At 67.0% G+C, this 25,070-nt stretch carries 18 protein-coding genes; 12 read left to right on the top strand and 6 right to left on the bottom strand.

Features of this window, described 5'->3' with window-relative positions:
* Positions 1–3 precede the first annotated feature (3 nt).
* The 9 genes from ACO6D5_RS11755 to ACO6D5_RS11715 are packed head-to-tail and all read left to right on the top strand — an operon-like array spanning position 4 to position 11,724.
* Complete coding sequence (locus ACO6D5_RS11755; RefSeq protein WP_485825484.1) at positions 4–1,701, top strand: glycosyl transferase family protein; 1,698 nt, start codon at positions 4–6, stop codon at positions 1,699–1,701.
* Positions 1,698–4,433: an NfrA family protein gene (locus tag ACO6D5_RS11750; protein ID WP_485825483.1), complete on the top strand. Its 2,736-nt coding sequence runs from the start codon at positions 1,698–1,700 to the stop codon at positions 4,431–4,433. Before ACO6D5_RS11755 ends, ACO6D5_RS11750 begins: the two co-directional genes overlap by 4 nt.
* Positions 4,434–4,470: 37 nt before the next feature.
* Entirely contained in the window at positions 4,471–5,451 is a 981-nt protein-coding gene (locus tag ACO6D5_RS11745; RefSeq protein ID WP_485825482.1) for an alginate O-acetyltransferase AlgX-related protein, read from the top strand.
* A gap of 4 nt (positions 5,452–5,455) precedes the next feature.
* A complete protein-coding gene (locus tag ACO6D5_RS11740; protein WP_485825481.1) occupies positions 5,456–6,550 on the top strand; it encodes an alginate O-acetyltransferase AlgX-related protein in 1,095 nt (364 codons plus the stop codon).
* 9 nt (positions 6,551–6,559) lie between these two features.
* A complete protein-coding gene (locus ACO6D5_RS11735; RefSeq protein ID WP_485825480.1) occupies positions 6,560–8,140 on the top strand; it encodes an MBOAT family O-acyltransferase in 1,581 nt (526 codons plus the stop codon).
* Positions 8,141–8,165: 25 nt separating this feature from the next.
* On the top strand, positions 8,166–8,405 hold the full coding sequence (locus ACO6D5_RS11730) for an acyl carrier protein (protein ID WP_169271048.1): 240 nt from the start codon (positions 8,166–8,168) through the stop codon (positions 8,403–8,405).
* A gap of 31 nt (positions 8,406–8,436) precedes the next feature.
* Positions 8,437–9,906 (top strand): AMP-binding protein, encoded by a 1,470-nt coding sequence (locus ACO6D5_RS11725; RefSeq protein ID WP_485825479.1) that lies wholly within the window; start codon positions 8,437–8,439, stop codon positions 9,904–9,906.
* A 3-nt stretch (positions 9,907–9,909) separates the two neighbouring features.
* Positions 9,910–10,584 carry an alginate O-acetyltransferase AlgF gene (locus ACO6D5_RS11720; RefSeq protein ID WP_485825478.1) on the top strand — a complete coding sequence of 225 codons (675 nt, stop codon included), beginning with the start codon at positions 9,910–9,912 and terminating at the stop codon, positions 10,582–10,584.
* A 9-nt stretch (positions 10,585–10,593) separates the two neighbouring features.
* Positions 10,594–11,724 carry an acyl-CoA dehydrogenase family protein gene (locus ACO6D5_RS11715; RefSeq protein ID WP_485825477.1) on the top strand — a complete coding sequence of 377 codons (1,131 nt, stop codon included), beginning with the start codon at positions 10,594–10,596 and terminating at the stop codon, positions 11,722–11,724.
* Positions 11,725–11,731: 7 nt separating this feature from the next.
* Here the strand turns inward: ACO6D5_RS11715 and ACO6D5_RS11710 are convergent, their stop codons facing one another.
* From ACO6D5_RS11710 to ACO6D5_RS11695, 4 genes are all read right to left on the bottom strand, one after another.
* Positions 11,732–12,679 carry a DUF4434 domain-containing protein gene (locus tag ACO6D5_RS11710; protein WP_485825495.1) on the bottom strand — a complete coding sequence of 316 codons (948 nt, stop codon included), beginning with the start codon at positions 12,677–12,679 and terminating at the stop codon, positions 11,732–11,734.
* Between the two features lie 62 nt (positions 12,680–12,741).
* Positions 12,742–13,155: a YidB family protein gene (locus ACO6D5_RS11705; RefSeq protein ID WP_315845712.1), complete on the bottom strand. Its 414-nt coding sequence runs from the start codon at positions 13,153–13,155 to the stop codon at positions 12,742–12,744.
* Between the two features lie 111 nt (positions 13,156–13,266).
* Positions 13,267–14,490, bottom strand: a complete 1,224-nt coding sequence (locus tag ACO6D5_RS11700; protein ID WP_485825476.1) for a lytic murein transglycosylase — start codon at positions 14,488–14,490, stop codon at positions 13,267–13,269.
* Between the two features lie 55 nt (positions 14,491–14,545).
* Positions 14,546–15,370 (bottom strand): ferritin-like domain-containing protein, encoded by an 825-nt coding sequence (locus tag ACO6D5_RS11695; RefSeq protein WP_485825475.1) that lies wholly within the window; start codon positions 15,368–15,370, stop codon positions 14,546–14,548.
* A 97-nt stretch (positions 15,371–15,467) separates the two neighbouring features.
* Between ACO6D5_RS11695 and ACO6D5_RS11690 the strand changes: the two genes are divergently transcribed.
* Positions 15,468–16,598 carry a GNAT family N-acetyltransferase gene (locus tag ACO6D5_RS11690; RefSeq protein WP_485825474.1) on the top strand — a complete coding sequence of 377 codons (1,131 nt, stop codon included), beginning with the start codon at positions 15,468–15,470 and terminating at the stop codon, positions 16,596–16,598.
* Between the two features lie 9 nt (positions 16,599–16,607).
* Here ACO6D5_RS11690 and ACO6D5_RS11685 read toward each other — a convergent pair whose 3' ends face one another.
* Together ACO6D5_RS11685 and ACO6D5_RS11680 are read right to left on the bottom strand one after the other, a co-directional pair.
* A complete protein-coding gene (locus ACO6D5_RS11685; protein ID WP_315845708.1) occupies positions 16,608–17,078 on the bottom strand; it encodes a cyanophycin metabolism-associated DUF1854 family protein in 471 nt (156 codons plus the stop codon).
* Positions 17,079–17,099: 21 nt separating this feature from the next.
* Complete coding sequence (locus tag ACO6D5_RS11680) at positions 17,100–19,385, bottom strand: cyanophycin metabolism-associated ABC transporter (protein WP_315845707.1); 2,286 nt, start codon at positions 19,383–19,385, stop codon at positions 17,100–17,102.
* Between the two features lie 270 nt (positions 19,386–19,655).
* Between ACO6D5_RS11680 and cphA (ACO6D5_RS11675) the strand changes: the two genes are divergently transcribed.
* Positions 19,656–22,271, top strand: a complete 2,616-nt coding sequence (cphA, locus tag ACO6D5_RS11675) for a cyanophycin synthetase (protein WP_485825473.1) — start codon at positions 19,656–19,658, stop codon at positions 22,269–22,271.
* 14 nt (positions 22,272–22,285) lie between these two features.
* Positions 22,286–24,856: a cyanophycin synthetase gene (gene cphA, locus ACO6D5_RS11670; RefSeq protein WP_485825472.1), complete on the top strand. Its 2,571-nt coding sequence runs from the start codon at positions 22,286–22,288 to the stop codon at positions 24,854–24,856.
* Positions 24,857–25,070 lie beyond the last annotated feature (214 nt).

The following is a 25,070-nucleotide window of genomic DNA, read 5'->3' as shown; positions in this document are numbered from 1 at the left end:
GCCATGTCTTCGCTCTACTGGCCCTACTTCATCGCGGACTACTACCGCGGGCTGGAAGTCGTGACTGCCGTCGTGGGCGTGATCATCCTGCTCTCGAGCCTGGATGACCTGTTCATCGACGCCTGGTTCTGGCTGCGCGAACTGAAGCGGTCCCTGACGGTCAAGCGCCGCTACACCCCGCTGTCGGCCGAGCAATTGCGCGCCAAGGAGGAACAGCCGCTGGCGATCATGGTGCCCGCGTGGCTGGAGTACGACGTGATCTCGTCGATGCTGGAAACGATGGTGTCGACGCTGGAATACAAGAACTACATGATCTTCGCCGGCACGTACCAGAACGACCAGCGGACGATCGACGAAGTGGAACGGATGCGCAGGCGCTATCGGCAACTGGTCCGCGTGGAGGTTCCCCATGACGGGCCCACCTGCAAGGCGGACTGCCTGAACTGGATCGTGCAAGCCATCTTCGCGCAGGACGAGAAGCAGCCGGTGCCGTTCGCCGGCGTCATCCTGCATGACAGCGAAGACGTGCTGCACCCGCTGGAGCTCAAGTACTACAACTATCTGCTGCCGCGCATCGACTTCATCCAGCTGCCGGTGACGTCGCTGGAACGCCACTGGTACGAACTGGTGGCAGGCACCTACATGGACGAATTCGCGGAATGGCACACCAAGGACCTGGTGGTGCGCGAAAGCCTGTCCAAGATGGTGCCGTCCGCCGGCGTGGGCACCTGCTTCTCGCGCCATGCGCTGGTGGAGTTGGCCGCGGAAACCAACAACCAGCCCTTCAACACCGACACGCTGACCGAAGACTATGACATCGGCGCGCGGCTGGCCCAGCGCGGCATGAAGCAGATTTTCGGCAAATTCCGGGTGGAGTACGTCACGCGGCGCCGGTCGTGGTTCGGACTGGGGCCTGAGAAGATATCGACCATCAGGATGCCGCTGGGCGTGCGCGAGTACTTCCCCAACACGTTCCGGACCGCCTATCGCCAGAAGGCGCGCTGGACCTTGGGGATCGGCCTGCAAGGCTGGCAACAGGTGGGCTGGACGGGGTCGCTGGCCACCAAGTACCTGCTGTTCCGGGACCGCAAGGGGCTGGTCACCTCGTTCATCGCCATCCTGGCGTACGTGCTGCTGGCCAACTTCTTCCTGTTTTTCCTGGCGGACAAGTTCGGCTGGTGGACGGTGTATTACCCGTCTTACTTCCGGCCTGGCGGCTGGCTCGTGACGCTGATGTGGATCAACGCGGTGGCCTTGCTGCTGCGGGTGGTGCAGCGGGCGTATTTCGTCGGCCACATGTACGGGTGGGAACACGCCCTGCTGTCGATTCCCCGGATGATCGTGGGCAACTTCATCAATGCCATGGCGGCGGCGCGGGCCTGGCGCCTGTTCATCATCCATCTGGTCACCGGCAAGCGTCTGGCATGGGACAAGACCATGCACGACTTCCCCAGCACCGACCAGCTGTCGCAGCAGCGCAAGCGGCTGGGCGAGCTGCTGCTGTCCTGGCAGGCGATCGACCAGGCAACGTTGTCGCGCGCGCTGGAAATCCAGGCGCGCGAGAAGAAGCCACTGGGCAAGATCCTGATGGAGCAAGGCTGGCTGGATGAAGGCACGCTCAACGAGGCCATCGATTTTCAACAAGCGGGACAGGAGGCGCCGCCGCCCCCGCACGCAAAAGACAAACCCGCGACGACATGACTCCGCTGACCCGTTCGCTCATCCTGTCCGCCGCGCTGGCATGCGCGTGGGCCGCAGCGCCCGCCACCGCCCAAACCCCGGCCAAGGCGGAAGCGCCGCTGGAGGGGGCCGCCTGGCAGTTTGCCGATGAAGGCTACAAGAACTACGACGCCGGCAAGTACGCGCTGGCCCAGCAGCAAGCGGAATCCGCGATCGCGCTGCGTCCGGACGTGGAGCGGCTGCGCCTCTTGCTGGTCTATTCGCTGCAAAAGCAGGGCAAGCTTAAAGAGGCCGACCAGGCCGCCGCCGACGCCATTAAGAGCGGCCTGGATACGCCCGCCCTGCGGCAGGCACGCGCCAACTTGCGCCCGCAAGCCGCGGCCCGGCCGACCGGCGGCGCATCCGGCGGCCCGGCCACGACGTCCGCCTACCGCCGCGGCTTTCCCATCGCCACGCGCGCCTATGCCGACTACAACCGCGGCGACTATCCGGCGGCTGCGCGCGGCGGCGAACAGGCGTTTCGCATCGATCCGAAGCAAGGCGCCTGGGCCATGCTGTGGCTGGACGCCCTGGAAGCGCAGGGCAAGTATGAAGAAGCCGATTCCGCAGCCTCCAAGGCAATCGCGCTTGGTGCGCCCAACAAGAATGACCTGACCGCACGGCAACAGACGATGAAGCGGCGCATGGCGATCAAGCCGGCCGAAGCCGGCTACCAGGCCCTGATCGCCAACCGTCCGGGCGATGCGGTGCCGCTGGCGCGCCAAGCCGTCGCGCTGGCGCCGGATACCGCCAGCCATCGCCTGCTGCTCATCAGCGCGCTGATGCTCGACAACCAGTTGCAGGCCGCCGAAGACGCCGCGACCGACGCGATGAAGCAGGACGACGAGAACACCGTGGCGCTGGTCATGCGCGCCTATCTGCGCCAGCGCCAGGGCAAGACCGACCTGGCCAATGCCGATTTCGACGCGGCCCTCAAGCAGGACTGGCTGGATGACGACCAGCGCCGCAACATCCGCCTGATCGCCGCCGACGCCTCGCTGGCGGCCGGCGAAAACGCGCGCGCGCTGGCCCTGCTGCAACCGCTGGGCGCCAAGGATGACGCGGCGGATGCCCGCATCAAGCGCGCGCGGTCGCGGCCGGCCGTGCCCGCCACGCTGACCTTGGCCAACTACCCCGCCCCGGTGCAGGACTGCCGCGACACGCCTTACGGCACCTCGTGCGAACTGCTGCCTTCGGACGCCGCCGGCAGCGGCGGCCCCGCCTCGCTGGCCTACGCCGCCTATGCGCGCGAGGACTACCAGGAAGCCATCGCGCAGGCCCGCAAGGCAGTGGAACAGGACCCCGCCAACAAAGAGCTCCAGCGCCTGCTGACCACCACGCTGGCCGCAGGCAACCGCGCGCAGTTGGCAGAAGCCAACCAGCGCATGAGCGAGGCGCTGGCGGCGCAGCCTGACGACCCGGCGCTGCTGATGCAGCGCGGCTACCTGCACCAGCGCATGAAGCAGCCCAAGCTGGCCCTTCAGGATTTCCAGGCGGCGCGCGCGACGGGCAAGGCGCCCCCCACGGTCATCCTGGACGAAGGCTATGCGCTGTCGGGCGTCGGCGACAAGCGCGGCGCGGTCGACAAGCTGAAGGAAGCCATCGACGAAGCGGACGCCGGCCGGCTGGAACTGACGCCGCAGCAGCGCTTCGACACCCGCAACGGCATCGCGGGGCTGGACCGCGAATGGGGCGGCTATTTTTCCGCCGGCTACCGCGGCGCGCGGCCTGCCTCGGCCGGGCTGGGCGGCGCGGCGGTCACCGTCCCGGGCGATGCCGTGTTCAGCACGGCCGAGATCTTCTGGCGGCCGTCCGACTTCCTCAATTCGTCGACGCAAGTCTTCGAACTGTACGGCCGCTTGTCCAACACCCTGTACGACAAGGGCGGCAAGACAACGAGCCAGACGGTCTCCGATCCTTGCGGCGGCAGCATCGACATCAATGAAACCAGCAACCAGGGGCTGGCAGGCATCCCCACCACCGTCGGCTCATTGGGGATGCGCTTCACGCCCTCCACCGAGGTCGGGCTGACGTTCGGCCTGGAACGCCAGTTCAACCTGGGCACGGCCACCCGGCGCGGCACTTTCAGCCCGGATCCGTCGCGGTTGCGCTGCACGCTCAACCAGGACAACCAGACCGCCCATTACGAAACCAACGCCGGCAGCGGCGGCTGGCTGGCCTATGTGACCTACGGGCTGTACGAGGGCACGACGCTGCGCATCGACCGGCCCGATTGGTTCACGATGGAAGGTTATGTGCAGGCGGGCTACTCCTGGCAGGACATGCCTGCGAAATTCTGGCTGCGTGACAACGCGACGGGCGTGGACGGCGAAAAATCATCGGGCAGGCTCAAGCGCGACCAGGCGTTCGGCGCCGGCGAGCTGCGCGTGGGCCGCAGCTACCGCATGGACGCCATCAGCGACCGCCTCGTGTTTTTCCCGTATGCCGTGTTCGGCGCCGACTGGCTGTCGAACCGGAACCGCGTATCGGGCCTGGACATCGGCGGCACCGATTCCTACAACCTGCTGGGCAACGGCTCGTCGTGGTCCATGGGCGCCGGCCCGGGATTCAACGTGCGCTACTGGTTCCGCGAAGACCATTACAACGCGCCGCGGTCCTATCTGGACTGGACGACGCAATACCGTTTCAACATCGGCGGCGGGGCCGCGGACCGGGCCCGGGGCCTGTTCATCAACCTGACCCTGTCGTACTGACGACACGCCGACCCGTACCGGACAAGGAGCCTCACCCATGCAAACCGCACCTCCCTTCTCCACTCGCCTGGCGCTTGGCCTGTCCGCCGCGCTGCTCGCCGTTGCCGCGCACGCGCAAGAGGGCTCGTCCATCGTGATCCAGGGCAAGGACAATTGGCTGTTCCCTGGCTGGGGCAGCCTGACGCAGGTCGATACGCGAGGCATCGATGCCTCGACCCAGCTGGTGCGCGAAACCCGCGATGCGCTGGCGGCCAAAGGCATTCAACTGGAAGTCCTGGTGCTGCCGGACAAGACGCTGTTCTATCAAGACAAGCTGCCCGACGGCAAATCGCTCAGCGCCGACGTGAAGAAGCGCTATCAGACCATCCAGGACAAGCTCAAGCAGGCCGGCGTGGCGACCTTCGACGACGAGGCCGTGCTCCAACGCGTAAAGGACGGCGGCCAGGACGTCTTCTACCGTACCGACCAGCACTGGACGCAGGCCGCCGCCGACGCCACGGCCGAAGCCCTGGCGCAACGCATCAAGCAGGACGTGAAGACACTGGCGGGCAAGCCCGGCACCGGCATGCCGCTGGGCAGCGTGGTCAATGAACGCCGCTATGGCGATCTGGCTGAACTGTTCCTGACGCCGGACCAGCGCAAGCAGGCCGGCCGCGAGACCTTCACGGTACGTCGCCAGGCGGAGAATCAGAGCCTGCTGGACGATGCGCCCGCCCCCGTGCACGTCACCGGCCACAGCATGGTGCAGCCGTATTTCGGCTTTCCGCAAAAGCTGTCCAACGTGCTGGACCGCCCGGTGTCCGTCAATTGGAAACCCGGCAATGTCGGACATTGGATCATGTTGCTGGAATACCTGGAATCGCCCGCCTTCAAGCAGAACAAGCCGCAGGTGCTGGTCTGGCAGATGTTCGAGCCGACCTACGCGCAAGGGCCGGACGCCAAGGGCTTGTGGGACAACGCGTCCATCATGGGCGCCGACACCTGGCGCAGCCGCATGAAGGCCGCCATTGGCAAGTAGCCCCGTGGAGCCCTCCGACAAATCCGCCGCGCCCAGCCACCGGGCAAGCGCCTGCGTCGTCGCCCTGCTGCTGGCGATCGGGCTGGGCTGGGGCGCCTGGTGCCTGGTCCAGGCCAAGATCAGCCCGGCTCAGGTGTCGCCTTCCGCCTGGGCCGACGGCTCGGCGGGCAGCGTGCTGAACAAGGCCCTGCATATGCCCAGGCAGGCGGATGTGGACACCTGGAACGCTTCCGTGCGCTACCGCTTGCTGGGCGACCTGGGCGAGCAGGTGGCGATGGGCTGCCCGCAGTGGCTGTTCTATCGCGACGGCTTGCGCCCGCCGCCGGGCGTCCATGTCTTCAACGACCGCCTGCGCCTCATGCGGCACTGGGTAGACGAACTGCGTGAAAAGCAGGTGCAGGTGCTGGTCGTGGCCGTGCCCGACAAATCCCGCGTCGAGGCCGACCGGCTTTGCGGCCTGCCGGTCTCACTGCCAATGCGCCAGGCGCTGGATGCATGGCAGGACGCCCTGCGGGCGCAAGGGGTGCCTTTCGTGGACCTGCGCGACGCGCTGCAGGCCGCCCCCGCCCCCCGCTTCTTCCGTACCGATGTGCACATGAACGCGCAGGGCGCGCAAGCCGCGGCCCAACGGGTGGCCGAGGCGGCCTTGCCCCTGCTGCAAGGCCCCGGCACGCAAGCCTTCAAGACAGACGCGCCGGCGCCGCCGGCGCCGCGGATGGGCGATCTGATCGTGCTGTCCGGCCTGGAACAGGCGCGGCCGGGCTGGCGGCCCGAACTGGAAGTCGTGTCGGAACAGAAGATCGAACCGGTGCGCACCGGCGGGCTGCTGGACGAGGCGCCGGCGGTGGAAGTCCTGCTGGCGGGCACCTCCAACGGCCGCCGCAGCCAGTTCGCGGAGCGGCTGGGCATGGGCCTGGGCCGCGAGATCTGGAACATGAGCCTGGACGGCGGACAGTTCTCGGGCGCCTTGCTGATCGCGCTGAAGCAGCGCGATCAATGGCCCAAGAGCCTGAAGGTGCTGATCTGGGAGTTCTCGGAAAACGCCTTGTCCTTGCCGCTGACCCCGGACGAAAAGGCCGTGCTGGCCCGCCTGCCGTAGCGAACCCACATGCTATTTAACTCCTACCTGTTCCTGCTGATCTTCCTGCCGGTCACGTTGGCCGTCTATTACGCGCTGGGGCCGCTTAACGTGCGCCTGGCGGCGTTGTGGCTGTGCCTGACCTCGCTGGTCTTCTACGGCTGGTGGAACCCGCAGTTCGTGGCGCTCTTGGCGGGGTCCATCGCGTTCAACTACGTGGTCAGCCAGTTGATCCTGCACTACGCCGGACGCCCCAGGCTGCAAGGGCTGATCGTCGGGCTGGGCGTGGGCGCCGACCTGGTGCTGCTGTTTCACTACAAGTACTTCGCGACGCTGCTGAACTTCCTGACCGACCTGGGCGTGACCAGCGCCACGATGGACGACATCATCCTGCCGCTGGGGATTTCGTTCTTCACGTTCACGCAGATCGGCTACCTGCTGGATTGCAAGGCAGGCGTGGTGAAGGAGCGCAGCCTGCTCAGCTATGTGCTGTTCGTCACGTTCTTTCCGCACCTGATCGCCGGCCCGATCCTGCATCACAAAGAGATGATGCCGCAGTTCGCGCAGCCCGAGAACTACCGCTTCAAGGCCGAAAACCTGTCGGTCGGCGCCATGCTGTTCGTGATCGGGCTGGCCAAGAAGGTGCTGCTGGCCGATGGCATCGCGCCCTATGCGGACGCCGGCTTCGCCGCGCCGGGCGAGCTGATGTTCTGGGGCTCCTGGGGCGCCAGCATCTGCTACGCGCTGCAGCTGTATTTCGACTTTTCGGGCTACTCGGACATGGCGCTGGGCCTGGCCAAGATGTTCGGCATCCGCTTCCCGCTGAACTTCAATTCGCCCTACAAGGCCAGCAGCATTATCGATTTCTGGGCGCGCTGGCACATGACGCTGACCCGCTACATCACGGCGTACCTGTACTACCCCGTGGCGATGGCGGTTTCGAAGTGGCGCACGGACCGCAACCTGCCGGTCGGCTCCGCGGGCATCAGCACCCCGGGCGGATTCCTCAGCAGCATCGTGTTCCCCACGCTCTTCACGATGACGCTGGCGGGCGTGTGGCACGGCGCCGGCCTGCAGTTCATCGTCTTCGGGCTGCTGCACGCCATGTACCTGTCGGTGAACCACGCCTGGCGGATTTTCGTCGTCGGCCGCAAGCCGGCCGCCGCGCGCAAGGTGGGCGGGATCCAGCGCGCCTTGTGCATCCTGCTGACCTTCGTGGCGGTGCTGGTGGCGCAGGCGTTCTTCCGCGCCCATGGCGTGGGCGACGCGATGCTGCTGATGCAGGGCATGGTCGGCTTGCGCGGCATGGAAGCGCTGGACCTGTCCGCGCATGTGGCCGGCCTGGCGTGGGGCGACGCCTGGCGCGTCGTCGTGGGCCATCACCTGCAGTTGATCTACGCGATCGTGTTGCTGGGCATCGCCTGGTTCACGCCCAACGCGCACCAGATCCTGGGCCGTTATTCGCCGGCCCTCTTCAAGACGCAGGAGGCGCCGCGCGCCTTCATGCGGTGGCGCCCCAACGCGGCCTGGCTGGTCGCGATGCTCGCGCTGCTGTTCCTTTGCCTGGTAAACCTGCACAAGGAAACCCGGTTCCTCTATTTCCAATTCTGACCGCGACGCGGTCCAGGAGCATCATATGGACATCAAGACGATCGAGGCCAAGGTCTCGGACATCATCGAAGGCATCATCCTCACCAAGGTCGATCCCGACACGCTGCTGATCGACTCGGGCCTCGTGGATTCCTTGGCAGCCGTGGACCTCGCGCTGGCCGTGGAACGCGAGTTCGGCTGCAAGATCCCGCCGACCGAGATCGACGTGCATCTGGAATCGGTGCACACGCTTGCCGCATTTATCGCGGAGAACGCCCGCGCTTGACCCACAAGCGAGCAGCCCGGAGGACTGGACCATGCGTTTCGATTTCAACGCCTACGACTTCGCCGACACAGAGTCGGGCGCCGACGCCATCGCGGTGGTCGACGCGCAAGGCGCCACGACCTGGGGCGAGCTGAAAGCCGCCACCCAAGCCTGGCAAGCAGCCGCTCGCCAGGCGGGCGTCACGGCGGGCGTACCGCTTACGATTTCGGGCCACAAGGAAACCGCCTTCCTCGTGGCCATCCTGGGCTGCCTGCGGTTGGGCGTGCCTTTCGTGCCGATAGACGTCATCAACCCGCCGGAGCGCATCGCGCGCATCGGCGAACTGGTGCGCGCCGGCCTGCGCTACGACGCCCAGGCCAAGGTCTTCCTGCCCGGCTGCGACGCCCCCGCGCCATTGGCCGAAGCGGGCTTGGCCTACATCATGTTCACATCGGGCAGCACGGGGGATCCGAAGGGTGTGCAGATCGGACGCGAAAGCGTCACGCTCTTTGCCGGCTGGATCCGGGACTGCCTGAACCTGGGGGCGGCGCCCGCCTTCATGGACCAGATGCTGTTCAGCTTCGACTTTTCACTGTTCAACTGGGTGGGCGCGCTGGAGTTGGGCGGCACCTGCGTGCTGTGCCCGCGCGAGACCATCGCCCTGCGCGACGCCTTCATCCAGTACCTGGCCGACACCCGCATCAATGTCTGGGCCTCGACGCCGTCCTTCGTGCGTCAGCAATTGTTCAATCCGGACTTCGACCATGCCCATCTTCCCGATCTGCGCGTCTTCGTGTTCGGTGCGGAATCCCTGACGCCCCCGATGGCCGAAGCGCTCTGGATGCGCTTTCCCCAGGTCCGCATCATCAATTCATACGGCCCGACGGAAGCCACCTGCTCCACGACCTGGGTCGAGATCGATCCGGCCTTGCGTGCTGCCGCGCCCAACCCCTTTCCCATCGGCCGCGCCAAACCCTATGCGGACGTCTTCATCGAAAACGGCGAAATCAGCATCGCGGGCGACCACGTCATGCGCGGCTACCTGAACCGCCCGGACCTGAACGCCTCGCGCATGTTCACGCGCGACGGCAAGCGCGGCTACCGCAGCGGCGACCTGGGCGAGATCGATGCGCACGGCCTGGTCACCTTCCGCGGCCGGGCCGACGATCAGATCAAACTGCACGGCTACCGCATCGAGCTCGCCGAGATCGATGCCGCCCTGGCCACCCTGCCCGGCGCGCGCGCCGGCGCCACCGTCGCCCTGCGCCGCCCGGACGGCGCGATCGTGCGCCTGATCGGTTTTGTCGAGCCGGCGGTGGCGGGCCCCGACGGCCTGCAACCGCTGCCGCCGGAACTACGGGATTGGAAGGCGCTGCTGGCGCGCCGCCTGCCGCCCTACATGATCCCGTCCGAGCTGGTCGCCTGCCACCGCTTCCCCACGACCAGCACGGACAAGGCGGACCGCAAGCAGCTCCAGCGCCTGTACCTGGACGCCCGCCTCAGCAAAAAACCGGAGTCCTGAACCATGCCCCTCCTTTACCGAAATGCGGCGCTTGCCCTTGCGCTGGCCATGCTGTCCGGCAACGCGGCGGCCGAAGGCGCCTTCGCGCAGCTCTACGCCGCCCGTCCGCCCGCGGGATCCTCATTCGTGCGCATCGTGAATCCGGATGCCGTCCCGTTGCGCGTGCAGATCGCCAACGGACCGGCGCAGGAATCCGGCGCGGCCAAGCCCGCCACGACCTACGCCATCGTCCGCGGAAACCAGTCCTTCAACGTGCTGGTGGACGGCAAGCCCGCAGCCAGCCTGCAAGTGCCCCCCGATACGTTCAGCACGTTGATCCCCCAGCGCAGCGGCGGCAAGCTGACCTTCGCGGTCATCGACGACAGCAACGGCACGCAGGATGCGCTGAAGGCGGAACTGCGCTTCTACAACCTGGCGGCCGACTGCCCTGCCGGCCAATTGGGCGTGAGCCCGTCCGGCCCGGCGCTGTTCCAGGACGTCAAGCCGGGCGCGTCCGCCGCGCGCGCCATCAACCCGGTCAGCGCCACGCTGGCGGCGGGCTGCGGCGCTGCCGCGTCGCCCCCGCTGTCCCTGCCAGCCTTGCAACCGGGCGACCACTACAGCCTGTTCCTGACCGGGACCGCAGCCGCGCCGGTGTTGCGCGGCCAGGTCAGCGCCACGGACCCCTACAGCCGCTAAGGAGATGTCATGCGCCGCGTTTTCCGGGATGACCATGAACTGTTCCGCGATCAGGTCCGGCGCTTTGTCGCCAACGAGATCGCGCCCCACTATGCCGAATGGGAAAAGGCCGGCATCACTCCGCGCACGCTGTGGCGGCGCGCGGGCGAAGAAGGCCTGCTGAACTGCGCCCTGCCCGAGCCCTACGGCCTGGGCGGCGATTTCGGCCACGCCACCGTCGTCATCGAAGAACTGGCCCATGCCAACTTCCTGGGCATCGGTTTTTCGATCCATTCCGACATGGTGTCGCCCTATCTGCTGAACTTCGGCACCGACGCCCAGAAGGAACGCTGGCTGCCCCCGATGACGCGCGGCGAAGTGATCGGCGCCATCGCGTTGACGGAACCCGGCGCCGGCAGCGACCTGAAGGCCATCCGCACGCGGGCGCGCCGCGACGGCGACGCCTATGTGCTCAGCGGCCAGAAGACCTTCATCACCAATGGCGTCAACGCGGGCCTGGCCATCGTGCTGGCCAGCACCGATCCGGACCAGGGCGCGCGCGGCCTGTCGCTGTTCTGCGTCGAGGAGAACCTGCCCGGCTATACCAAAGGCGCGGCGCTGGACAAGATCGGCCAGCACAGCCAGGACACCTGCGAGCTGTACTTCGACGAGGTCCGTGTTCCGGCGGATTGCCTGCTGGGCCAGGAAAACGCCGCCTTCGAATACATGACGCGCGAACTGGCGCGCGAACGGCTGGCGATCGCCTTGCGCGCCGCCGCCTCGGTCGAAGGCATGCTGGACGAAGCGGCGCAGTACACCCGCGACCGCAAAGTATTCAGCCGCCGCGTGATCGACTATCAGAACACGCGCTTCAAGCTGGCCAATGCCCGCGCGCAAACCACCATGCTGCGCGTGTTCCTGGACGACTGCCTGGCGCGCCAGATGGAAGGCGAACTGGATGCCACGACGGCCGCCATCGCCAAATTGAACGCCACCGAAATCCAGGGCCGCGTGCTGGACGACCTGCTGCAAATGTATGGCGGCTACGGCTATATGGCGGAATACGGCATCGGCCGCGCCTGGGTCGACGCGCGCGCGCTGCGCATTTTCGGAGGCACCAGCGAAGTGATGCTGGAGATCATCGGACGCAGCTTCAACTGACGGGCAATCAGACGCGCGCGTCCAGCCAGGCGCGCATCAGCGCACGCGCCTCGGGCGTATCGTCGATGACCCACGGGTCGATCGCAAACGCCACGACGCGCTTGGCGCCATAGCCGCGGGCCACCTCCCATTGTTCCTTCACGCGGCTGAACTCGGCCGAGCGCGCTTTGAAGGTGGACCCATCGGTGCTGCCCGACGGCAATTCCTCGAACAATTCCAGGATCAGATCGAACGAGGCGCGGCGCGCCAGCAGCATGTCGTGCAGCGGCGCCAGCGCCTGATAATTCGCCAGGCCGGCCACGCCCACGCCATCCTGGATCATCGGATGGATGCGCACCTGGTCGAGAATGCCTTGCCACAGCTTCATCAGCGAGCCGTCGCCGGGCAGGCGGCTGTGATAGGTGGATATGCAGGGCACGCCCCGGCTGGTGGCCTGCGCCGTGCGCGAGAACGCGTCCAGCCACGGAATCAACTGCGCCTGGCGCTCGGCCGACGCCCAGTTGTATTGCTCAAGCTCATACGGCAGGTACCAGCCTCGGAATGCGCGGCGCTTGGGCCACGGCGCCGACTCCATGTAGGCCACGCCACGCGAGCGCGTCTGATCCAGATAGCCGGTGAAGGCGGCCTTGTCCTTGCCGGCCAGCACGTCCCACCAGCGCTGGTCGTAGGGCAGGCCCACGTGCACGCCCAGCCCCTGATGCTCGGCTTCATCGAAGATAAGGCGCAGCACCGCGTCGGGCACCATCCAGTCGTCCGGCCGCCCGCCTTCCAGCCCGACCCATTGCAGGAATATCTCGCGGCACCCCAGCCGCCGGTAGGCCGACAGGCGCACGCGCCAATCGTCGGCGCTCAGGTCCAGGTGGCTACGCCACAGCTGCAGGAACGTGGCGTTCAACGACAACGGCGGGGCGCAAGCGGCCAACGGCGCCAACGCGCCAAGCGCCAGCGCCTGCAGGAGGCGCCGGCGGGAGGGGGATGCAAGCAGACGGCGTGTCAGGCGAAAATCCCGTGCCGCCTTCAGCCGCGGTTGCCGAACAGGCCGGACAGCGACGCCAGCAGATCGGTCGGGTTGAATTGCTGCCCCGGTTGCACCGCGCCTTCCGGCGTGGCCTTGTCCACCAGCTGCGGCAGCAGCGAAGACAGCGAACCCAGCACGGAGTCGGTGTCCTGGCCGGTCTTGGCGGCCAGCTCATTGACGACGCCGGGGTCCAGCACGGAACCGAGCTGGTCGGCGCTGACGGGCAGGTTCTGCCCCGTGCCCACCCATGATGCGACGATCTCGCTCAAGCCGCCCTGCTGGAAGCTCGCGATCAGGCCGCTCAGGCCGCCCGGATATTTGTTCAATTGCTCGATCAGCGCGGGCAGCAGCGACGCCGAGCCCCCTTGCTGACCGCCGCCGGCCATCGAGGCCAAGGTATCCAACAGACTCATCGCAATGCTCCTGAAAAGTCGGAAAACCAGTATAGGGCCGCTGCGGGCGCAACGCATGTCAGCCCCGTTACCTGGGGCCGGATCTTTGCAAAACTTGTAAATCGCGGCAGGTCAGCCCGACGTCTTGGCTGCCGCCGACGCCTTCAACGCCTTCAGCGCCTTCTGCCCCGCGCGGCCGTCAGCCGGCAGGCCCAATTCCCGCTGCGCCGCCTGCAAGGCCTGGCGCGTGCGGGCGCCGATCATGCCATCGGGTTCGCCCACGTCATAGCCTTTGGCAATCAACAGGCGTTGCAGCTCGCGCCGCTCCGCCCGCGACAGACCCGGGTCATCGGTCGGCCAGGCTTGCACCAGCGGACCGCCGCCGCGCAGCCGGTCGGACAAATGGGCAATGGCCAGCGCGTAGCTTTCCGCCGCGTTGTAGGAATACAGCGCGTCGAAATTGCGCGTCACCAGGAAGGCCGGGCCATTGCGCCCCGCCGGAAGCAGCAGGCCGGCCGGCACGTCGCCGGCCGGCAGAGCCTGCCCGTCCACCCGACTCACGCCTTGCCGGGCCCAGGACGACATCGGGCGCTTGTTCTTGCGCCCCGCCCCCGCCGTGTCGATGCCGGCGGGAAGCTTGACCTCGTAGCCCCACGCCAGCGCGGGATTCCAGCCCGCGCGCTTGAGGAAATTGGCGGTGGACGCCAGCGCGTCAGGCACGCTGTCGACCAGGTCGCGGCGGCCGTCGCCATCGAAATCCACGGCCAGCCGCAGATACGTGGACGGCATGAACTGGGTCTGGCCGAACGCGCCGGCCCACGAACCCACCAGCCGGTCGGGGGCGATGTGCTCGTCCTGGATGATCTTCAGGGTGGCGAAGAATTCGCCGCGGAAATAAGCCTGCCGGCGGCCGAAGCAGGACAGCGTGGACAACGACGTCAGCAACGGCCGGCCGCCCAGCGTGCGGCCGAAATTGCTTTCCACGCCCCACACGGCTGCGATGGTCGCCGGGTCCACGCCATAGCGCGACGCGGCGCGGTCCAGCTCGGACTGCCAGCGGGCCATGCCGGCCTGCCCGTCCGCCACGCGCTCGTCGTCGACCAGTCCTGCCATGTAGTCCCAGATCGGCGTCTTGAATTCCGGTTGCGCGTCCAGCAGGTCGATCACGGCCATGTCGGGCGCGAGTCCGGCCGTATGCGTGTCGAAAGTGGTGCCCGACACGCCCGCCTTGAGCGCTGGGCCGCGCAATTGCGACAGGCAGGCGGCAAAGGGTTCCGCGGCCTGCGCCGTCGGCGCGGTGCCTGCCAGCAGGGTCAGGGCGGCGCCGGAGAGCGCGGTGGCCAATAGGGTCTTCATGCTTGGGGTTCCTTGGGGTAAGCGGCGCGAGTCACGCAAGAGGGGACCGGTCCCGTCAGCCCGCCATCAGCGCGGCAAGTTCGTCGTCATCGAAGCCTGCGGCGCGGCGCGCCTCCAGGTTGAAGGGGCCGCGCAAGCGAGGCGCATCGTATCGCTGCGCCAATTCGGCATAGCAGGCCACCGGTTCCTGGCCCGCTTGCGCGCACAGCAGCTTGAACCAGTGGTTGCCGATGGCGACGTGGCCGATCTCGTCGCGCAAGATGATGTCGACGATGGCCGCGCTTTCCGCGTCCCCCGCCCCGGCCAGCTTGTTGCGGATCATGGGCGAGGCGTCCAGGCCGCGCGCCTCCAGCGTGCGCGGCACCAGCGCCAGCCGCGCCAGCAGGTCGCTACGCGTCCGCTCGGCCATGTCCCACAGGCCGTTGTGCGCGGGAAAATCGCCGTACGCGACGCCCAGCGCGGCCAGCCGCTGTCGCAGCAGGTCGAAGTGGTAGGCCTCTTCCCGGGCGACGCGCAGCCAATCCCGGTAGAAGGCTTCGGGCATGCCGGCAAAGCGCCAGAGAATGTCCAGCGCCAGGTTGACCGCATTGAATTCGATGTGGGCAAGGGCGTGCAGGAGCGCCGCGCGTCCTTCCTGGGTGGCCATGGAACGGTGCTTGACCTGCGCGGGCGCCACCAGTTCCGGGCGCGGCGGACGCCCGGGTAAACCGGCAGGCGCCGCGAACTCCCGCGCGCGGTCGAGCGTCGCGCTATCGGCGATGGCGCGCACCGCCGCCATTTTCTCGGGCCACGCCGCGGCGGCCAGGGCCGCCAGCGCCTGCCCGCGCAGGCAGCCCGTACCTGCTTTCACCTGTGCGGAAAGGATCGTGTTGCTGTCCATGATGATTGCAAACCCCAAGCGCCGAAGCGCCGCGTCAAACCCTGAAAAAACCCACGGTTTCAATACCGTGCGTTGGCGATGACTTTATCATTCACGGATGGATTCCCTGCGCCTGACCATTGAGACCGACCTGTCCCGCATCGACGCCCAGCAATGGGACGCGCTGGCCGGCGACCAGCCCTTTCTGCGACACGCCTTCCTGCGCGCGCTGCACGAGACCGGCTGCGCGTCCCCCGGCACCGGTTGGGCCCCCCATTACCTGGCGTTCTGGCGCGGCGACGCGCTGGCGGCAGCGACGCCGCTCTACCTGAAATCGCATTCGCGCGGCGAATACGTGTTCGACTACGCCTGGGCCGACGCCTTCCAGCGCCATGGCATGCGCTACTACCCCAAGCTGCTGTCGGCCATTCCCTACACCCCGGTGACAGGGCCGCGCCTGCTGGCGGCCAACGACGAAGATCGGGCCACGCTGGTGCGCGGCCTGGTCGCCTTCGCCGAAGAGATCAAGGTATCGTCGCTGCATCTGCTGTTCCCGTCCGATGCCGACATGCGGGTGCTGCGCGACGCGGGCTTCATGATCCGCGAAAGCGTGCAGTTCCATTGGACCAATTCCGGCTATGCGGACTTCGACGCGTTCCTGGCGCTGATGAGCCACGACAAGCGCAAGAAGATCCGGCAAGACCGGAAAAAGGTCGCGGCAGCCGGCCTGTCGTACCGCTGGCTGCGCGGCGGCGAGATCGGCGACGCCGAGCTGGGGTTTTTCTATGACTGCTATTGCCGCACCTATTTCCAGCACGGCAACCCGCCCTATCTGAATCGCGATTTCTTCGTGCGCGCGCACCGCGAGCAACCCGAGGCCTTCGTGCTGATCCTGGCCGAACGCCACGGCGAACCGGTAGCCGCGGCGTTGAACCTGGCGGGCGGCGACGCGCTCTATGGCCGCTATTGGGGCGCGACGGAATACGTGCCGGGACTGCATTTCGAGACCTGCTACATGCAGTCCATCGCGTACTGCATCGCGCATGGCATCGCCCGCTTCGAAGGCGGCGCGCAGGGCGAACACAAGATGGCGCGCGGGCTGCTGCCCACGCCGACATGGTCGGCGCATTGGGTCGCCCACCCCGGATTCGCCGAGGCGATCCAGAACTTCCTGGATGAAGAGACCTCGGCCGTGACGGACTACCTGGGCGAACTGGAAGGCCACACGCCGTTCAAGCGCAGTAACTAGCCTGGCGGCTTACAGGAAGCGGTCGAGCAGCTTGCGGCTGTGCTTGTCCAGCGACAGGATGTCCCGCACCAGATAGAAAATGCCGTGGCTGTCGGCGATCAGCAGCGTCTGCGGGCTGAGCCGCCGGATGTCTTCTTCGCCGCGCAGCACGAAGGACGTGGGGCCGCGATCCGTCTCCACCTTCCAGGTGCTGGGCGTGGCGTAGGTCGACACGCTGGCCAGCTTGCGGATCTCGGGCATGAACTCGCGGCCCGCCAGTTCTTCTTCGATCAGCGCACGGGGCCCGTCGGGCACGTCGGACAGGTGTTCGATCCACACCAGTTCGTGGCCGTCGCTGGTCACCAGCGACAGGCCTCGGCCTGCTTCGCTGATCGGAAACGCGCGCACAGGGATGACCCCTTCGTGCGTTTCGCCGTCGGCGGATTGGTATTCAAGGCGCCCGAAGGCGTTGCGGCGCAGCTGAAAAGACGGCAACGTCATGACGATAATCCCGGTTCCGCGTCAGGCCACGGCGGCCATGTCTTCGCTGCCCGACGCCTGCGCGTCGGCTTCCGCCTGGCGCGCCTGCGCCTGGTAGAGGCGATAGTAGGCGCCCTCGCGGGCCATCAACTCTTCGTGCGGCCCCTGCTCGACGATCTGGCCGCGGTCCAGCACGACCAGGCGGTCGGCCTTGCGCAGCGTGCTCAGGCGGTGGGCGATGGCGATCGTGGTGCGGCCGCGCACCAGATTATCCAACGCCTTCTGGATTTCCTTTTCCGTGGTGGTGTCCACCGACGACGTGGCTTCGTCCAGGATCAGGATGCGCGGATCGATCAGCAAGGCGCGTGCGATGGAAATGCGCTGGCGTTCGCCGCCAGACAGCGCCTGCCCGCGTTCGCCCACCAGCGAGTCATAACCGTGGGGCAGGCGCAGGATGAACTCGTGCGCATGCGCCGCCCGGGCCGCCGCCACGATCTCGTCGCGGGTGGCTTCGGGCTTGCCGTAGGCGATGTTCTCGGCAATGGTGCCAAAGAACAGGAACGGCTCCTGCAGCACCAGCCCGATGTTGCGGCGGTAATCCGCCACGCGCACCGAACGGATATCCGCGCCGTCCACCAGCACCGCGCCTTCGGACACGTCGTAGAAACGGCAGATCAGGTTGATCAGCGTGCTCTTGCCGGAACCGCTGTGCCCCACCAGGCCGATCATTTCGCCCGGGGCGATGGTCAGGTCCAACCCGCGGATGACTTGGCGGTTGCCGTAGCGAAAGCCCACGTCGCGCAATTCGATGCGGCCGTTGATATGCGGCAGCTTGGCCGGATTCTGGGGTTCCGGCACGCTGGACACGTGATCCAGAATGTCGAAGATGCGCTTGGCGCCGGCCGCCGCCTTCTGCGTGACCGAGACGATGCGGCTCATCGAATCCAGGCGCATGTAGAAGCGCCCGATATACGCCAGGAACGCGGCCAGCACGCCCACCGTGATCTGCTTTTGCGAGACCTGCCAGATGCCGAAGATCCACACGACCAGCAGGCCCACCTCGGTCAGCAGCGTGACGGTGGGCGAAAACAGCGACCAGGTCGTGTTCACGCGGTCGTTGACTTCCAGGTTGCGGTTGTTGGCTTCGCGGAAACGCGCCACTTCGCGCTTTTCCTGGGCGAACGCCTTCACCACGCGGATGCCCGGGATGGTGTCGGCCAGCACGTTGGTGATCTCGGACCAGATGCGGTCGACCTTTTCAAAACCATGGCGCAGGCGGTCGCGCACCGCGTGGATCATCCAGATGATGAACGGCAGCGGCACCAGCGTAACCAATGCCAGCCACGGGTTGATGGACACCAGGATCACCGCCGTCATGACGATCATCAGGATGTCGTTGGCGAAATCCAGCAGGTGCAGCGACAGGAACACGCAGATGCGGTCGGTTTCGCTGCCGATGCGCGAAATCAGGTCGCCCGTGCGCTTGCCGCCGAAATACTCCAGCGACAGCTGCTGCAAATGCTCATAGGTGGTCGTGCGCAAGTCGGCGCCGATGCGTTCGCTGACCCAAGCCAGGATATAGGTGCGGGCCCACCCCAGCCCCCAGGCCAGGAAAGCGGACGCCAGCAGGCCGCCCAGGTAAAGCCGGACCAGGCTGTAGTCGATGGGCGCGCCGTTCTGGAACGGGATCAGCACATCGTCCATCAGCGGCATGGTCAGGTACGGCGGCACCAGGGTGGCGGCCGTGCCCAGCAGCGTCAGGATGAAGCCGGCCAGCAGCGGACCACGGTACGGGCGGGCGAAGCGCCACAGGCGCAGGAGCGCCCAGGTGGTGGACGGCGCCGCCTGCTCCTGGTGGCAGGCAGGGCATTCTTCCTCGTCCGCGGGAATAACGTTATTACAGTTGGTGCAGGTGCGTTCAGCGCGCGCTTCTTCCTGATGGCCGGACAGGCGGATCGCCTGCTGCCCTTCAAACTGGGCCAAGAGGCGCAAGGCGGCGGGATTGCGGGCCAGCGTGAAACGCCAGACCGCCAGGCGGGCCGTGTCGTCGTGCAGTTCCAGCACGGCGGCGCCGGCGTGGTCGCTCAGGTTCAGCGTTAATTGGGGGCCATAGACCCACGATTCCCAACCGGTATCGTCGGCATTGCGGGCCAAGAGGCGCCGGTCGGTCGCGGCGACCAGCCCGGGATGGAACTTCAGCCGCTGATCCAGGTCTATTTCAACCCAGGCGAGCAGGCTTTCGTCTTCCGCTAATTCAGCGCGGATTTCGTCCCGCCAGCGGGCAGGAAAGGCATCGGCAAGGCCGGAAAGCAGGTGTGGTTTTTTCATTGGAACGCATACCGGGCCAGGACTCTGCCCTACTAGGCGGCAACCGGTTTGCCACCCACGGCGGCAAACGTGTCCCTTCCTTACAACACAACGAGTTCACGCCTTGAAGGCGTCGTATAGTATCAGCCGATTTTTCTAATTAGGAATATCTGGGATCCCCCACTCGTTGGCATTATTCTTAAGGCGCATCCCCATAAATTCGCCAATAAATTCGCGGTCTTGCATAGGGGCGTCCGCGCGTGCCAACCTGCTTCTCAAGTAAATTAAAACATGAAAAAGAAAGACATTGAATTTCTCGATGTCGTGGCTTTGCGCGGCCCGAACATTTGGACGTATCGCCCGGTCCTTGAAGCATGGGTGGATATTGGTGAATTGGAGGACTTTCCGTCCAACACCATTCCCGGGTTCTACGAGCGCCTTTCAGAATGGCTGCCCACCCTGATCGAGCACCGTTGCAGCCCCGGTGTCCGCGGCGGCTTCCTGGCCCGCTTGAAAGAAGGCACCTGGCCTGGCCACATTCTTGAACATGTCACCCTGGAATTGCAGAACCTGGCCGGCTTGCGCGGCGGTTTCGGCAAAGCCCGGGAAACCTCGACCCGCGGCGTGTACAAGGTCGTCGTGCGCGCGTGGCAGGAGCAAGTCACCCGCACCGCCCTGAACGAAGCGCGCGACTTGGTCATGGCCGCCATCGAAGACCGACCGTTCGACGTGCCCGCCACCATCGCCCGGCTGCGCAGCCTGGTCGACAAGCATTGCCTGGGTCCCAGCACGGCCTGCATCGTGGATGCCGCCGACGACCGCGACATCCCCTACATTCGCCTGTTCGAAGGCAACCTCGTGCAGTTCGGCTACGGCTCGGCCCAGCGCCGGATCTGGACGGCCGAGACCGACCGCACCAGCGCCATCGCCGAAGGCATCTCGCGCGACAAGGACCTGACCAAGGAACTGCTGTCGACCTGCGGCGTGCCGGTGCCGGAAGGCCGCCTGGTGCGCAGCGAAGACGACGCTTGGGAAGCGGCCGAAGACATCGGCCTGCCCGTCGTGGTCAAGCCCTATGACGGCAACCATGGCCGGGGCGTGTTCACCAACCTGACGACCCGCGACGAAGTCGTTTCCGCCTACCGCGTGGCGGTCGACGAAGGCAGCGGCGTGATCGTCGAGCGCTTCGTGCTGGGCAACGAACACCGCCTGCTGGTGGTCGGCAACCGCATGGTGGCGGCTGCCGCCGGCGAATTGGCCTGGGTGACGGGCGACGGCAAGTCGACCATCACCGAACTGATCGACAGCCAGATCAACACCGACCCTCGCCGCGGCCGCACGGAGAACCATCCGCTGAATCCGGTGCGCCTGGATTCCGCCGCCCGGCTGGAAATCGCGCGCCAGGGGCTGTCCGAAGACAGCGTGCCGGACGACGGCCAACGCGTGCTGGTGCAACGCAGCGGCAACGTCGCCTTCGACGTGACCGACCGCGTTCACCCCAGCATCGCCGCCACCGTCACGCTGGCCGCCCGCGTGGTGGGCCTGGACATCGCCGGCGTGGACCTGGTGGCCGAAGACATCTCGCGCCCGCTGGACGAACAGCGCGGCGCCATCGTGGAAGTCAACGCGGGCCCGGGCCTGCTGATGCACCTGAAGCCGGCCGACGGCACGCCGCGCCCGGTGGGCCGCGCCATCGTCGACCACCTGTTCCCCGAAGGGGACGCGGGCCGCATCCCCATCGTGGGCGTCACGGGCACCAACGGCAAGACCGTGGTCGCGCGCCTGGTGGCCCGCCTGCTGCACCTGTCCGGCAAGCGCACCGGCCTGGCCTGCAGCGAAGGGCTCTACCTGGACCGCCGCCTGGTGCAAAAGGGCGATCGCGCCGACTTCGCGTCGGGCACCCGCCTCTTGATGAACCGCAACGTGGATGCCGCCGTCATCGAAAACGACAGCGGCGTCATCCTGGGCCAGGGCCTGGCCTATGACCGCTGCCAGGTAGGCGTGGTCACCAACATCGACGACGCCGATCACCTGGGCGACTTCGACATCAACGAAACGGAGCGCATGTTCAATGTGTTCCGCACGCAGGTCGACGTGGTCCTGCCCACCGGCGCGGCCGTGCTCAACGCGCGCGATCCGCGCGTGGTGGAAATGGCCGAGCTCTGCGACGGCGCCGTGATCTTCTTCGGCATCGACCCCGCCCTGCCCGCCATCGCCGCGCACCTGCAGCAGGATGGCCGCGCCGTGTTCGTGCGCGACGGCAGCATCATCCTGGCGCAAGGCGCCCGCGAAGAACGCCTGGCCGACGTGGCCGCGATCCCGTTGACGCATGGCGGCCGCGTGGCCTTCCAGGTTGAAAACGTGCTGGCCGCCGTGGGCACCGCCTGGGCGCTGGACATTCCGGTGGAACTGATCCGCGCCGGCATCGAGACCTTCGATATCGACCAGGCCGACGCGCCGTGGCAATTCACGCTGTTCGAACGCAACGGCAGCACGGTGGTGGTGGACGACGTGCACAACGCGTCGGCGCTGCGCCCCCTGATCGCCGCCATCGACCAGTTCCCGTCGTCGACCCGCGCCGCGGTCTATTCCGCCGGCGCCGACCGCCGCGACGCGGACCTGATCGAGCAAGGCCGCCTGCTGGGCGACGCCTTCGACCGCGTCGTGCTCTATGACGACAAGACGGTCAACAGCAAGCGCCCCGAGGGGCAGGCGCGCGCGCTGCTGCGCCAGGGCCTGTCGCAAGGCAGCCGCGTGAAAGACATCCAGGACGAGCCCGACCATGGCAAGGCCATCGAGAGCGTGCTGAACGGCATCGCGGCCGGCGACTTCGCCCTGCTGCAATCCGACGAAGCATTCTCCGGCCCGACCATCGATCTGGTCCGCCGCTGGATTCAACAATACTGACAGGAATACCTGCCATGGAAGTTTCCCGTATCCGAGCCCTGCGCGGCCCCAATCTGTGGAGCAAGAACACCGCGATCGAGGCCATCGTGTCCTGCGCCGACGCCGAGTGCTCCATCGACAATCTGCCCGAGTTCGAAGCCCGGCTGCGCGCACGGTTGCCGCAGATCGGCCTGATGCGCCCGGAAGGCCACCAAGGCGCCGTGTCGATCGCCCACGTCTTGCAGATCGTGGCGCTGACGATGCAGGCGCATGCCGGCTGCCCCGTGACCTTCGGCCGCACCTCGTCCACCATCGAACCCGGCGTGTTCCAGGTGGTGGTGGAGTACAGCGAAGAGGAAGTCGGCAAGCTGGCGATGGAGCTGGCGCAAGCGCTGGTGCGCGCCGCGCTGGACGACACCCCGTTCGAATTTGCCGATGCGCTCAAGCGCCTGCGCGAACTGGACGAAGACGTGCGCCTGGGGCCCAGCACGGGCGCCATCGTGAATGCGGCCGTCGCCCGCAACATCCCCTTTCGCCGCCTGACCCAGGGCAGCATGGTGCAGTTCGGCTGGGGCAGCAAGCAACGCCGCATCCAGGCCGCCGAAACCGACCTGACCAGCGCGATCTCGGAGTCGATCGCGCAGGACAAGGACCTGACCAAGATGCTGCTGGACGCCGCCGGCGTGCCGGTGCCCATGGGCCGTTCCGTGACCACGGCGGAAGAAGCCTGGGAAGCGGCGCAGGAGCTGGGCGGCCCCGTCGTGGTCAAGCCGCGCGACGGCAGCCAGGGGCGCGGCGTGGCGGTGAACATCGAAACGCGCGAGCGCGTCATCCAGGCCTTTGAAGTGGCCGAGGAAGTCAGCTCGGAAGTCATCGTCGAACGCTACATCCCGGGCCACGATTTCCGCCTGCTGGTGGTGGGCGGCGCGCTCGTCGCGGCATCGCGCCGCGATCCGCCCCAAGTCACGGGCGACGGGCAGCAGACCATCCGCCAGCTGGTGGACCAGGTCAATGCGGACCCCCTGCGCGGCGACGGGCACGCCACCTCGCTGACCAAGATCCGCTTTGACGACATCGCGCTCGCCACCCTGAAAAAGCAGGGCTTCGACGCGGATTCGGTGCCGCCCCTGGGCACGCTGATCTTCCTGCGCAACAACGCCAACCTCAGCACCGGCGGCTCGGCCACCGACGTGACCGACGAAGTGCATCCTGAAATGGCGGCGCGCGCCGTGTCGGCGGCCCGCATGATCGGCCTGGACATCTGCGGCGTGGACGTCGTCGCGGAAAGCGTGCATTACCCGCTGGAAGACCAGCACGGCGGCGTGGTGGAAGTCAACGCCGCGCCCGGCCTGCGCATGCACCTGAACCCGTCGTTCGGCAAGGGCCGCGCGGTGGGCGAGGCCATCATCGCCAACATGTATGCCGACGGCGACGACGGCCGCATTCCGGTCGTGGCGGTTGCCGGCACCAACGGCAAGACCACCACGGTGCGCCTGACCGCCCACCTGCTGGGCGCGGCCGGCAACCGCGTCGGCATGACGAATTCCGACGGCGTCTACGTCGACAACCTGCGTATCGATACCGGCGACTGCAGCGGCCCGCGCAGCGCGCGCAGCGTGCTCATGCACCCCGACGTGGACGCCGCGGTGTTCGAGACGGCGCGTGGCGGCATCCTGCGTGAAGGCCTGGCCTTCGACCGCTGCAACGTGGCCATCGTCACCAACATCGGCATGGGCGACCACCTGGGGCTGGGCTACATCAGCACGGTGGAAGACCTGGCCGTGGTCAAGCGCGTCATCGTGCAGCACGTGCATCCCACGGGCACCGCCGTGCTGAACGCCGCCGACCCCATCGTGGCCGAAATGGCCGCGAGCTGCCCGGGCACGATCACGTACTTCGCCGAAGACCGCAACCATCCCGTGTTGGCCACGCACCGCGCGCAAGGCCTGCGCTCGGTGTACCGCGACGGCGATGCGATCGTTGCCGCGCAAGGCGCGGAAGAGGTCCGCTTCCCGCTGGCCGACATTCCGCTCACGCGCAACGGCACGATCACGTTCCAGGTAGAGAACGCCATGGCCTCGATCGCCGCGGCCTGGGCGCTGGACCTGGACTGGGACATCATCCGCCGCGGCCTGGCCACGTTCGTGAACGATGCCCAGACGGCACCCGGCCGCTTCAATGTGTTCGAGCATCGCGGCGCCACGGTGATCGCGGACTACGGCCACAATCCCGACGCGATCCTGGCCCTGGTGCGCGCGGTGGACGCCATGCCCGCCAAGCGGCGTTCGGTCGTCATCAGCGGGGCGGGCGACCGCCGCGATGAAGACATCCGCATGCAGACCGAGATCCTCGGCGCCGCGTTCGACGATGTGCTGCTGTATCAGGACCAATGCCAACGCGGGCGCGCCGACGGCGAAGTGCTGGCGCTGTTGCAGGAAGGCCTGGTCGGCGCGCCGCGCACGACGCACATCGAAGAGATCCACGGCGAGTTCCTGGCCATCGACACGGCGCTCGCGCGCCTGGCGCCCGGCGACCTGTGCCTGATCCTGGTCGACCAGGTGGAAGAGGCGCTGGACCACATCGCCCGCCGCATCGCCGAGGGCTGAGCCAACCGCTGTCCGCCGCTGCCGCGGCAATGCAAAACGGGGCGCTCTGGCGCCCCGTTTTTTTTACCGCCATGCCCTGCCCCGCATCAGCCGCGGGAGGCCTCCACAGGCGCCGACGCCTGATACCGGTCCGTCACGTGGGTGCACCCCACGGCCGCCATGGCGGCCAGCGTCAACAAGATAGCGCTGCAAAGTCGTTGCGTCATACCTGCCC

This window comes from Achromobacter sp. (genome assembly GCF_057314935.1).
Note: the sequence above shows the minus strand (reverse complement) of the source record. Positions and strands in the feature narration are given on the sequence as shown.